The sequence below is a fragment of the Methanoregula sp. genome, assembly GCF_041645475.1.
Lineage (GTDB): Archaea > Halobacteriota > Methanomicrobia > Methanomicrobiales > Methanospirillaceae > Methanoregula.
Map to the genome: position 1 here is coordinate 28980 of NZ_JBAZQA010000011.1, position 12239 is coordinate 41218.

Sequence of the window (12239 nt, forward strand, 5' to 3'; positions counted from 1 at the left end):
CCGTTATTCCGCTTCCTGCTCAGCCATCGACTGCTGGTACCCGGACTCGATCCTCTGGTTGATCTCGTTCATCTGGGACCGGAGGCGATCGAGCGTCTCAGCCACTTTCTTCTGGGAAGCTTCCATCTCGATGATCCGTTCTTTTAAGAACTCGATTGCATCGCTGTTGGAGCGTTCCACCACAACTTCGGCACCGATGGCAAGGAGAACCTTCTCGGGTTCAAGCACTTTTGCCCGGACGCTTGCACCGCCGCCAATCTGGAGGAGAACCGTATTATCTTCGGAGGTGAGCATGGCTTCGAGTGCCTCAATTGCTGCATGAGCCTCCATCCTCCCGTTCTCCAGCAGTTCCAGCTGGCTCATAAAAATCTCTGCCTGCTGACCATATTCTTTCAGGTAATGCTGGAGCGTCATCAGTTCACGCTGATCTATTGGTTGCATGGTATTGTCCATAATCCGCCTCCCTTGAAAATATCCCTGTACCGGGTATTTCTGACTCCTGATATGTATGTCCTCCATGAGCATAAATACATCATTATGGATTAAGTCGCGCAGGGCAAGGGAAAATATCCGCATATTCAGTCATTTTTATCGTTAACAGGCCATTTTCATCGTTTCAGTCCTCATCGTTTATAATGGAACAACGACATATGAAATCACCAGCGAACCTGCGGATAACAGGAGGGTTATTTTGGACTTTAAAAACAGGGTTCTGATCATTGGGTATGGTGCGGTATGCAAGTGCATGTTCCCCATCCTGCTCCGGCATGTGAATATCCCCCTTGACCACATCACGATCATCGATTTCAAGGACAAGTCCGCAGATCTCAAGGCATGGACCTCGGCAGGCCTCCGGTTCGTCAAGACCCGGATAACACAGAATAACCTTAAGGAGACCCTTGCAGAATACCTCTCGCCCGGTGGCCTCCTGATCGATGAGGCATGGAATATCGACTGCTGCGAGATCGTGCAGTGGTGCCATGAGAATGAAGTCCTCTACGCCAACACGTCGGTTGAGGCCTGGGACCCGGACTCCGTCAAGCACACGGCAAGCCCCTACGAGAAGACGCTGTACTACCGGCAGATGAAACTCATGGAACTGACAAAGGACTGGAAAGATGCCACGACCTGCGTTGTTGACCATGGTGCAAACCCGGGCCTCATCTCGCACTTTGCCAAGCACGGGCTCGTGGATATTGCCGAACGGATGGTTTCCGATGGCATTGCAAAAGATCCGGAACTGATTAAAACACTGATCCGGGAGCAGGACTTTGGCGGGCTTGCAATGGAGACCGGTGTCCGGGTGATCCACTGCTCGGAACACGATACCCAGATCTCCCGGTCCCCGAAAAAGGTGGGCGAATTCGTTGGCACCTGGTGCATTGAGGGGCTCCAGGAGGAGGGGACCGCACCGGCCGAGATCGGCTGGGGCACTCACGAGAAGACCCTGCCCCCCATGGCAATTATTCCGCCGGTAGGCCCGAAGAACGGGATCCTTCTCCCGAAGATGGGGATCAATACCTGGGTCCGGTCCTGGATCCCCAACCAGGAGATCATCGGCATGGTGATCCGGCACGGAGAGACATTCGGTATATCCGACCGGTGGACGGTCTGGAAGGACGGGAAGGCGATCTACCGACCGACCGTCCTCTACGCATACATGCCCTGCGATGCAACGATCGCATCCCTCCACGAACTCCGGGCGCGGAACTACGTGCTCCAGCCCAAACTCCGGATCATGAGCGACCGCGAGATCGTATCCGGTGCAGATATCCTCGGGGCGCTCCTGATGGGACATCCCTACAAATCGTGGTGGACCGGCAGCATCCTGCCCATTGACGAGGCCAAGAAACTCGCTCCCGGCCAGAACGCAACAACCATCCAGGTCGCGCTCGGGGTTGTCAGCGCGGTGATGTGGATGATCAACAACCCAAAGAAGGGGTTCTGCCTTCCCGACGACCTGCCGCACGAGTTCGTGCTCAACATTGCAAAGCCCTATCTCGGGGAATTCTGGTCAGGGCCTTCCGACTGGACACCACTGAAAAACCGGGTTGTGTATTTCAAAGAGAACCCGGAGAATAATTACGACCGGGAAGATATCTGGCAATTCAAAAATTTCGTATTTGTGCAATAAATTCATATTCGTGCAATAAATCAATCATATAATGACAAAAACAGCGGTCGACAACAAGAAGCGCCGGAAGAAAAAAGGGACTGATGAGGCAACCCCCGTTCATCATATCGGGACAGTCAGTAAAAAACTCCTGCGGGATCTTGCTGCAGAGCATGGTACCCCTATTTTCGTTATCGATCACCAGAAACTCCGGGACAATTACAACGAGTTCAGGCAGCATATGCCTGATGTACAGGTCTATTTTGCGGTCAAGGCAAACTCCAACCCGGAGATCGTAAAGACCCTGTACGATATCGGCTGCAGCTTCGATGTGGCCTCGATGCCCGAGTTCATGATCGTGTACGAGAACATCAAGAACATGCCGAAAAAAGAGCAGCAGGAATACATCTGGGACAAGATCATCTACGCCAACACCATCAAGCCTATCGAGACGCTTGAGGCCCTTGATAAATACAAGCCGCTCGTCACATTCGATAATCATCACGAGATCCTCAAGATTCGCGACCATGCCCCGCATGCAGGTCTTGTCCTGCGCCTGCAGGTACCAAACACCGGTTCCATGGTTGAGCTCTCCTCGAAATTCGGCGCCCACCCCGGCGAGGCAGTGGACCTTATCATTGAGGCATTCGACAACGGTCTCGTAGTCGAAGGGCTCAGTTTCCACGTTGGAAGCCAGTGTACGAACTTCGAGAATTATATCCAGGCCCTGCAGATCTCGGCGAGTATCATCAAGGAAGTTGAGACCCGGACCGGCAGGAAGATCCGTATCCTCGACATCGGGGGCGGTTTCCCGGTGAAGTACCACCCCGGTATCCGCTCCATCCGGACGCTGGCAAAGAAACTGAACGCCGAGATCAAGCGTCTCTTCCCAAAAGACATGCAGATCCTTGCCGAACCGGGCAGGTTCCTTGTGGCAAATACCTGCAATGTTGTGGCAAAGGTTGTGGGAAAAGCAGTCCGTGACGGCAAGCCCTGTTATTACATCAACGACGGGGTCTATCACACGTATTCCGGCCAGGTCTTCGACCACGTCAACTACCCCGTCCTGCCGTTCAAGAGAGGAGAGACACAGATCTCGGCGGTCTTCGGGCCGACCTGCGATGCGTTCGACACCATCACGCTCTCAGCGGAGTTACCGGACCTCGATATCGGGGATCTGGTCTATTCCGAGAACATCGGGGCATACTCCCATGCATCTTCCACCTACTTCAACGGGTTCCCTCCCGCAAAAGTGGTGCATATCAACAAGTAATTTTATTTTTTTTTCGGTTTTTTTACAACTCTCTTTTTCCTGCCATTACCAAAATTCATATAACGAAACATCAATAACAAAACCTTGCATGAAATACAGCATTTCTCTCTTGTTCTCAGTACTTCTTGTGATCCTTATCCTGTCTGCAGGTTGTTCCGATTCCGGACCGGTCGCACCGTCTTCTTCCGGGGGGTCATCCCAGAAAAGTATGGGCACCGGAGGAATGAGTGTTGACGTCAGCGCGATGGATGCGGTCCTTCTTTCCACGTACATCCAGCTCAACGATCTCAAAATGAATTACATTGAATTCGATATCATCAACCCCACAGACACACCAAGAACGGTCACCGTTGAGTCGGAGATTCCTGGCTTTACCGAAAAAGCGATCAACACGGTCGAGGTCCCTGCCCACAGAAACATTACGGTCGGGCAGGCCCCGTCACTCCGCACCAGCGCAATTCCTGCGGAGATGACATCCGCAACGCTCCACTACAAGGTTGCCCTCGCGGACGGAACACTCATTGACGAGCAGACCTATCCCATCAAAATCTATGCAAAGGACACGATGATCTGGGCGGTCTCTGATGGCGAAGAGTGGAACGACATGACACCGTTCATCGGCGCGTGGGTGACCCCGCATGCAGCAGGAATCGATCCGCTCGTGCGCAAGGCTGCCGAGTACCACCCGGAGAAGTCGATCGGAGGTTACCAGTGCGGGGATAGCTGCACGGATGCAATGTGGCAGGAATACACGAATGAACAGGTGGGGGCGATCTTTACGGCACTCAAGAAGGATTACCAGCTCCAGTATGTCAACTCGGGCTTTGCCTTCGGAAAAACGAACGAGAATGCCCAGCGTGTCCGGCTGCCGGCAGAGTCCCTTACCTCAAGATCTGCCAACTGTATCGATGGCACTGTCCTGTACGCTTCAGCCCTTGAATCCATAGGCATAACGCCCCATATCATCATCCTGCCCACCCACGCGTTCGTCTGTTATGAGACAAAGCAGGACTCACCCGATTCTCTTGTCTGCCTCGAAACTACAATGACCGGTTCGTCAACGTTCGAAGAGGCGGTCCAGTATGCAAACCAGGAATACACAACCGAGATCAACAACGGGAATTTCAAGTCGGGCAACTCCCAGGATCTCTCCATTGCCAACCTGAGAAAACTGGGCATCACCCCGATGCAGTGAACCGGTATAATTACCGGACATGCGGGGCTCCGACCAGGATTCCCCGGCCCCTTTTTTTTATTCACCGGACAGGGCGTAATTGCTGGTTTGAACGAAAATGGCCAACCGGATCTCCGGAAAACCGGGCAGGTACCATGAGTTGAACTCCCCGATGGGATCAGAAGGTGGAGATCTGCACCTGCCGTGACATACCGAGGCCCGTATGCAAGAAAACCCCACGAGACCTTCTCAAAGTATAATGTGAACGTTCGTTCCTGTCCGGTCCTCCCAGGCATTTTTTTCAATCAAGATCTGCCAAAAAAATTTTGATCGCGATCAAAGGGTGTCAGTAAATCTGCCAACTGTTGGATAATTATCCAACTGTTGGATAATTATCTCACAGCAAATCAGTTTCTCCGGCGGGAGAGGTTTGACCCGTACGGCAGGGGTTGCCTGAAAAATTTCAGGCAGGGGGTAGGGGGTTGATTGAAATATTTTTGCCGGAGATCGATTACAATTGAAAAATCTGCCCCACATTATAATGCAGACATATTCACACGGATTCCTACATGCGAGCGATTGCACCCGAGCGATCATTTCAATTCTTCTGTCGCTCCAGGGTATGCTCTGTTTGCGCCCGCGCACAGCGAAGCCTTAACGAAAAATCTCCAGGCATAACCCCCCATATCCTGCCCGGGCCCGGATGCTGGAATTACTCCTGATACGGGGTTTTTCCTGGTCCGGATGCGACCCCGGGTTCATGTGCATTTCTCCCGAATAGAAAAAAAGAAACGGCATTCTCACGTAAGGGAGACGTCGCCGGTCATCAAAAAGGGAGGTGTCATGGGGTATTGGTGCGGCAGGCCGGGCAGTCGAGAGCATAATCCCGTATGCCCTCGTTCCAGGGAGTAAAACCAATGCAGACGGCCGGTTTGGTATCGTGGATCCGGCAGTAGACTTTCCCGTCATCAGCCCGGTAATAGAACGGGCAATGGGAAAGGGTCCTGCCATTAAGGTCCACCCAGTAATCGATCCGGGTAACCTGTGCGAGATCCCCAAGCGTGAGATTCGTGCCGGTCTGCCGCCGGCCTCCCAAAAGCCGTATCCCGACATGCTGTAGGATGTCCCGGCGGTTGTTCCGGATCCAGGGAACAAGATCCTCCGGTATTCCCTTCTGGCCCCATCCCCACTTTTCGCAGCACTTCCCGCACTGCATGCAATCCTGGACGGGTGTCACACAATCCTCCGGCAGCTCTCTGGACTATTGGACAGGAAAACGTATAGCCGTTTTTCCCGCAATTCCGGAATAATCCCTACCGGTTAATATTGCTGCAGGTACAGATATTCACCATAGAGGAACAGTCCTTGTTCGCCGGCAGCGATTCGGGAGAATCCGGTCGTTGCTGGGGAGAAGAGAGAACAATTCCGGGTTTTTACGGTAGGGGAGTAAGACGGATATGAAATTCAGTAAAAAGACACTGGCCGGCACGCTCATATTTCTGGGTGCAGCGATTTTTCTCCTCGGCGTTATCGTAGCAGAGGGGCTCTATCCCCGTTATTCAGTAACGCAGGCAATCAGCGATCTTGGCGTGGGACCAACCGCCCCAATCTTTAATGCATCTATCGCTATTTTCGGGCTCCTTCTCATGGCAGGAGTCCTGCTCCTCTCGCGGGATGGGATGGACAAAACCTTCTCCGGCCTCCTTGCCCTGACCGGGACCGGGGCGCTCTGTGTGGGCCTTTTTCCTGAAACGGCGGGTACATCCCATCTTATTGCTGCTGTGACCGTTTTTCTTTTCGGAGGAATTACTGCCATGTATTCGGTGAAGATCTTTTCAGCCCCGTGGGGCTGGATCTCGTTTGCTCTTGGGGCAGTCTCACTTGCCGCGTTGATCCTTCTTGCAGGAAATATCTACCTGGGTCTTGGATTCGGGGGTATGGAGAGGATGGCAGCCTATCCCCTGGTTCTCTGGGCGCTCGGAACCGGTGGCTTCCTTATGGCAACCGTACAGGAAAGAGAGGACAAACGAAAGCGACCATAAATGCTGGAACCCCCTGGCCGCAGTTCTCCGGTAATGCTCATAAAATTCATACTTTTCCAGGGAGAAGACGGGAAGGTGTGAGACCATTGGTTCCATGCCATCCAGATCCAATCTGGTGAAACCGGGTCAGTGCGATTTCCAGCCGGACGCCGGGACCAGCAGTTCGAAGCGGGCCCCTTTTCCCCATTCCCCGGTCTCGATGAGGCGGATACCGGTCACCGCAAGGATATCACGGGAGAGAGCAAGGCCAAGGCCGGTATTTTTCCCAACACCATACCGGAAGATCCGTTCCTTGTCACGGTCCTGGATACCGGTACCGTTATCTTCGATAGCGATCTGGAGATCGCGGCTTGGCAGGATTGCGGTCCGGATAGTGATTGACGTAACGTGTCCCCCGTGCCTCACGGCATTTTCAAAAAGGTTATAGAAAACCTTCACGACCAGTGGATCGGCATAGATCTCAACTACAGAAAATGCAGGGGTGATGGCAACTCCCTTGTGGGACAGGTCATCCGTTGCCCGCTCAACAATCCCGGCAAGGGGCTGCCAGAGCGGCCGGTGGACACCGATGTCCTGGTACTCGCGGGTAAACTGGAGCTGGTGACCGATCTTTTCAACGATCTCTATGCACGAGCTGATGTAGGCATCGTCATCCTTCCCGTCGGTCTTCTCCTTCAGGAGCAGGAGATACCCGTCAAGACCGGTGACAAGGTTGCTGATATCATGACGGGTGAGCTGGGTCAAGAGCGAGATCTTTTCGTTGGCAATTTTAAGAGCTTTTTCCGAGGCTTTCCGGTCGGTAATATCTCGGAGGATGAGAATGAACCCGGCGGGTTCCCCTCCCGGGTCTTTTACCAGGGAACCGGAGATACTGAGGGTTGTGTTGAGGGCAGGATCGGGGATTACCTCAAAATCCGGGACCAGACCCATGTCCAAGAGAGACTGCCGGAGGGAGGTGCATGAGGATTCCGGCAGGTATTCTTTTACAAGGCTGCCGGGAAGATCTTTCTCGGGAACCTTAAGGATTCCGGCAGCGGATGCATTCGCGGTGAGGATCAGGCCATCCATGTCAGCGAGGATCAGGCCATCCGGCATCATACGGATGAGATCGGGAACTGCGGTCTCCGGGCTCAACGTAAAGAGCCCATAGCGGAGGATGGTGTAAACAATGATCTCGGTGAAGAGGACAATCCCGATGAATACCAGGTTCGGGATATAGAGCCCGCTGGAGGGGAGAAGGACTGCGGAAAGGGCACCAAAAAAGACCACGGTAGAAACGGCGATGGTGACCAGCCGGTTCTGGCGGCGGATCTTTCCCGGAGGTGCACGCCGCCATGCGAGAAAACAGATCGCAATGGCGCTGACCATCAGGAGAACAATGTAAATATTCACCAGCAGGTGAAGGAGGCTTCCCGGCGCGGGCAGGTAACAAAAACCCGTCGGCTGAACGGGTTTTACCAGGTACATCTCATTCGTGAAGATCCCAAGAAGGGAGAATAATGCCGCAGGGACGTAGAGGAGGAGGGTGATAAACCAGGCTTTTTCGGGTTTTGCAAGGGGGTGAGAAGTGAACGTGAGCACGAAGTGAAACATCAGTAATATGGCAAACGGCCAGAGAGAACTGGCTTTGAGCCAGAAGAAAAACCCTTCGTAGGTACTGGAATTCCAGATAAGAAATTCCCCAAGTGCCCAGTAGGTTGCTGCAAGCATGATCGCAAGGAAGTGACGGTTGACCGGGGATGTGGAATTTTTCGCGTACACAAAAACCCCAAGACCCAGGGTGATAAATGCGGATACAAGACAGAATCCGATAAGAAGGGTTATGAGGATCATAATGCGCGTGCCAGCCGGGTTGCCCCGGGGATTCCAGAATTATCGCCGGAAGGCAGATTCCCCCCGCTGGCCGTGAACGGCGGATCTGGTCCCCCAGAGGAATAGTGCCGGACTGTCTGTCACCACAGGTAAAAGGTCTTTTTATTTTAATCTGAAAAATAAAGATCTCCCCTGCTGAAGAAAACCCGAAGACCTTGGGACTTTTCCTGCTTTTTAGGGTAGGATGAGTCCCCGTCATAAAGACATACCGGGAGCAGGGTGGGAGGTCACGCAGGTTCATCGGGTTTGTATGGCGTGAATTGCAGACGTTCCGGTTTTAAGTACCTTGAAGGGAAAACATAGGTCAGAAGCACTTGGAGGATCGGTTATTCCTGTCATTTATCTTTACATCCTGGATACCATGGCCGACTGGGAGCCGGCACACGTTACTGCCGAGCTCCATTCAGGCCGGTTTTTAAAAACACCCGGCCTGCACTATACAGTAACACGGTGCGGCAGAACGCCCGAGACGGTAACTACCATGGGCGGGCTGCCCCTGACTCCTGACATTCTCGTTGATGAGATTCACCCGGAAGCCGGCGACCTGCTCCTCCTGCCGGGAGCGGAGACCTGGCTCGATCCAGCCCAACAAGAGATCATTGATACGACCGAGCGTCTGCTTGCCGGCGGTATGGTTGTCGGGGCAATCTGCGGGGCCACGCTCGCGCTTGCACAGGCCGGCCTGCTGGACCGCCGATCCCATACGAGCAACGACCTTGAAGCGCTCAGGCTGTTCTGCCCGAAATACAAAGGGGACGCATATTACGTAAACGAACCGGCAGTCACGGATAACAACCTGATAACGGCGAGCGGGCTTGCGCCGGTGGATTTTGCATACCATATCTTCCGGAGACTGGATGTGATGAACGAGAGCACACTCGTGGCATGGTACCAGCTTTATACTACCCGCAGGCCGGAATATTTCTATTCCCTGATGCAGTCCCTCCCAGACAATCCCCATACCCATTAATCCGGATCAGGACTTCCCGGGCGGGGCAAGTTTTATGCTCTGGACCGGATAGTAGTCATGTAGTGGGAGGGAGATGACCATGGAGACCATGATAGGAAGGGTAACCCACTATTACCCAAAGATTAGTGTCGCCGCAGTTGTTCTCGACAAACACTTAGAGAAAGGCGACCGGATTCACATCTACGGACCGCATGAAGACGTGTACCAGACCGTGACATCTATGGAGCTTGATCACGTTCCGATCCGTGAAGCGGACCAGGGACTGGATATCGGCATCAGGGTGGTTCACCGGGTGCATGAGGGAGACGTGGTGTTCAAGGAGATCTGACACCAGAGTCCCCGCATTGCTATTCCCGAAAATCTTTTTCCTTTTTTTTGGATACCATGGTATGGATCGCCGGCATCTTTTCTAGCCGCTTCACCTGAAAAAAACGCACCTCATAGCATCAGGATTATTACGATCCTGCTCAAAGCATCTGTCAACCGGAATTCATTATGACGAACAATCCTCCTTCCTTGCAGGGACCTTCCCATTGCCCGAACTGCCACGGGCCACTGCCACCCGGGGCCCGGTTCTGTGAGACGTGCGGGGCAAAGATCGAATTGTTGCCGGTGTGCTGGAATTGTGAGAAACCCGTTCCATCAGGAGCCAAATTCTGCGAGAATTGTGGTGCTCCGCGGAATGTTCCCGTTTCCCGTCATCCGGCACCGGTTCCGCCATTACCTGAAACCGTTGTTGCGGCACATGCACCGGTGCAACCGGCACCGAAAGCCCCGGGAGAGAAAACGCCCCTGCCGAAAAATACCCTGGTGCTTGCCGGGGTGATTGGAGCGGTCATACTTATCGCAGTAGTAATCTTTGTAGTCCTGCCCATGCTCTCCGGATCGGCTGGGACAAGCACCAGTTCAGGATTCTCTTCCGTAAAACCGGCCGCAACGACCGCGAGTTCCGCGGGGAAAACAACAAAAACAACAACAGTCAGCGGCACGAGCAGTTCAACCGTCCCCGGGCCCACCCAGACGCTCCCGGCCGCGTACGATCTCTCCTTCCAGGTGGACAAGGATGCCATATCAGGGGATGTCACCGTCACCGTTACCGGCCCTTCACGGGATCTGGTGAACGACATTGAGGTCACGCTGCGCCGGGCCGATGGGCAGGTGATAACAAAAGATATCATCCCCGGCCAGAAGATGACCGAAGTAACTCTCGCCGGCACCCGTAATTCCGAGAGGGTTGAAGTGACGGTCCAGTTCTATTCCGGGGACCAGTACAAGGTGATCGATACGATTGCAGAATTCAACCGGCGGACATAACGGGTTCCTGTCGATTCCTCTGTTTCAGGAATTTTTCACATCCGGGCCAAATCTGTCTGATCAGATGTCCATTGCCGGGAATGAGTGGGTTGGAGATCCGAAAGGAAAGCCCAAAGTTCCGGAACAATGATTTTCAACCTGAACAGAGAGAAAAAAGGCATTGGATATTATTCCCTCTGCCGCGCCAGGATTATCATACACGCACCGATGAGGGCAAAGACAGGCAGGTACTGACCGGCCGGCGATTTCTGGGTTGGGGGGGCAGTCACGGGAGTATCCGCGACCGCTGGCAGCGTCAGGACCGGGCTCACCGTGGGTACCGGGGTCCGGGTGGTTTCCCGGGTATACCACGATACGGGATTGAGAGGTGTCTGGGTATAGGTTACCATGCCCTCCACGGTCGGTTCCCCAAGAATCTCAAGACCGTTCAGGTGAAACTGGTCGGCAACCGCGATCCGTGTCCCGTCACGGCTTACGGCAAGCGACCGGGGCTGGATGATTGCCCCGAGATCCTTCTTCGTGATGACCGAACCCCCGTGATCGAGCACGTAGAGCATCCCGTCGTTGGCGCCGACACCAATCACCGAAGCATCCCGCGATACCCCCACAGCATTCGGCCACTTGCCGCCGGTTGAATACGTCCAGTGGGTTTTCCCGTACCGGTCAACTGCGGTTACGGCACTATCCTGTGCCCCGAGGATAATCGCCGAGCAGTCTTCGGTCGAGGCCATATCGATAATCGCCTCTTTTGTTACATCATTCATCCAGTTGAGTTCCCCGGTTGAGGTATGGGAGGAGAGGCGCGTCCCTCCCGCAGTGATGATCGTTGACCCGTCGGATGAGATGGCAATGTAGGTATCGATGCTCCCGTTCTTCCTGTCGGCCCACTTGAGGTTCATTGCACCGTCGTAATACCGGAGGCCCCCGTCCGTGGCTGCCACGATGAGATCCCCGGCCCGGGAGACTGCAATCTTCTTGGCGCGGTCATCCGTATTCCGACCATAGAAATCCCCGTTTTTCGCCCAGGAAACATAATTCCCTTTGTCATCAGCAGAAATGATGATGGTCCCGTCGCGGGACACGGCAACGGCACAGACCGGGTATCCCATTGTCCGCGTCCAGAGCGGCTCACCCTTGTTGTTTAACAGGGTAATGGTCTCCCCTGCAGCAGCGATTACATAATTGCCGTCAGGACTCATCATGGCAATAAACCCGGATCTCCCGCCATAATGGGATTTGTCATCCCAGGTCCGGACCAGCATCTGGTTACCCCCTGCAAAAACCGTACCCCCATCAACCGAGATCTGGACTCCCGAGAACGGACTGTCAGTGGGCGGTCGTTCAGTCCAGTCGGTGCCAATGCTGGTTCCTGCCGCGGTTCCAACGGCACATGCCGCGAATATGATCCCTGCTGCTATCAGCTGAATCCACACGACTCTCATAATTCTGTTCGTAGGGTTTCTTCCACCGGCATATCTTGT

General features: G+C 53.9%; 11 protein-coding genes. 7 read left to right on the top strand and 4 right to left on the bottom strand.

What is annotated here, in order from left to right; all coding sequences use genetic code 11:
- Positions 1-3: 3 nt before the first annotated feature.
- Entirely contained in the window at positions 4-453 is a 450-nt protein-coding gene (pfdA, locus tag WC598_RS09755) for a prefoldin subunit alpha (RefSeq protein WP_372961307.1), read from the bottom strand.
- Between the two features lie 238 nt (positions 454-691).
- Here pfdA and WC598_RS09760 point away from each other — a divergent pair, with 238 nt between their 5' ends.
- The 3 genes from WC598_RS09760 (at position 692) to WC598_RS09770 (ending at position 4581) form a co-directional block, all read left to right on the top strand.
- Positions 692-2134 carry a saccharopine dehydrogenase NADP-binding domain-containing protein gene (locus WC598_RS09760; RefSeq protein ID WP_372961308.1) on the top strand — a complete coding sequence of 481 codons (1443 nt, stop codon included), beginning with the start codon at positions 692-694 and terminating at the stop codon, positions 2132-2134.
- A gap of 31 nt (positions 2135-2165) precedes the next feature.
- On the top strand, positions 2166-3386 hold the full coding sequence (locus WC598_RS09765; protein ID WP_372961309.1) for a type III PLP-dependent enzyme: 1221 nt from the start codon (positions 2166-2168) through the stop codon (positions 3384-3386).
- A 223-nt stretch (positions 3387-3609) separates the two neighbouring features.
- Positions 3610-4581, top strand: a complete 972-nt coding sequence (locus tag WC598_RS09770; RefSeq protein WP_372961310.1) for a hypothetical protein — start codon at positions 3610-3612, stop codon at positions 4579-4581.
- 820 nt (positions 4582-5401) lie between these two features.
- Here WC598_RS09770 and WC598_RS09775 read toward each other — a convergent pair.
- On the bottom strand, positions 5402-5797 hold the full coding sequence (locus tag WC598_RS09775) for a hypothetical protein (RefSeq protein WP_372961311.1): 396 nt from the start codon (positions 5795-5797) through the stop codon (positions 5402-5404).
- A gap of 220 nt (positions 5798-6017) precedes the next feature.
- On the opposite strand from WC598_RS09775, the gene WC598_RS09780 reads away from it, so the two are divergent.
- Positions 6018-6602 (top strand): DUF998 domain-containing protein, encoded by a 585-nt coding sequence (locus WC598_RS09780; RefSeq protein ID WP_372961312.1) that lies wholly within the window; start codon positions 6018-6020, stop codon positions 6600-6602.
- 126 nt (positions 6603-6728) lie between these two features.
- On the opposite strand, the gene WC598_RS09785 is transcribed toward WC598_RS09780, so the two are convergent.
- Positions 6729-8435 (bottom strand): histidine kinase N-terminal 7TM domain-containing protein, encoded by a 1707-nt coding sequence (locus WC598_RS09785; protein ID WP_372961313.1) that lies wholly within the window; start codon positions 8433-8435, stop codon positions 6729-6731.
- Between the two features lie 325 nt (positions 8436-8760).
- Here WC598_RS09785 and WC598_RS09790 point away from each other — a divergent pair, with 325 nt between their 5' ends.
- From WC598_RS09790 to WC598_RS09800, 3 genes are all read left to right on the top strand, one after another.
- Positions 8761-9444, top strand: coding sequence for a type 1 glutamine amidotransferase family protein (locus WC598_RS09790; protein WP_372961314.1), 684 nt, complete (start codon positions 8761-8763; stop codon positions 9442-9444).
- A 79-nt stretch (positions 9445-9523) separates the two neighbouring features.
- The gene (locus WC598_RS09795; RefSeq protein WP_372961315.1) at positions 9524-9772 is read left to right on the top strand and encodes a translation elongation factor-like protein; all 249 of its coding nucleotides are present in this window, start codon (positions 9524-9526) and stop codon (positions 9770-9772) included.
- A gap of 167 nt (positions 9773-9939) precedes the next feature.
- On the top strand, positions 9940-10758 hold the full coding sequence (locus WC598_RS09800; protein WP_372961316.1) for a zinc-ribbon domain-containing protein: 819 nt from the start codon (positions 9940-9942) through the stop codon (positions 10756-10758).
- Positions 10759-10925: 167 nt separating this feature from the next.
- Here WC598_RS09800 and WC598_RS09805 read toward each other — a convergent pair whose 3' ends face one another.
- A complete protein-coding gene (locus WC598_RS09805; protein ID WP_372961317.1) occupies positions 10926-12200 on the bottom strand; it encodes a WD40 repeat domain-containing protein in 1275 nt (424 codons plus the stop codon).
- Positions 12201-12239 lie beyond the last annotated feature (39 nt).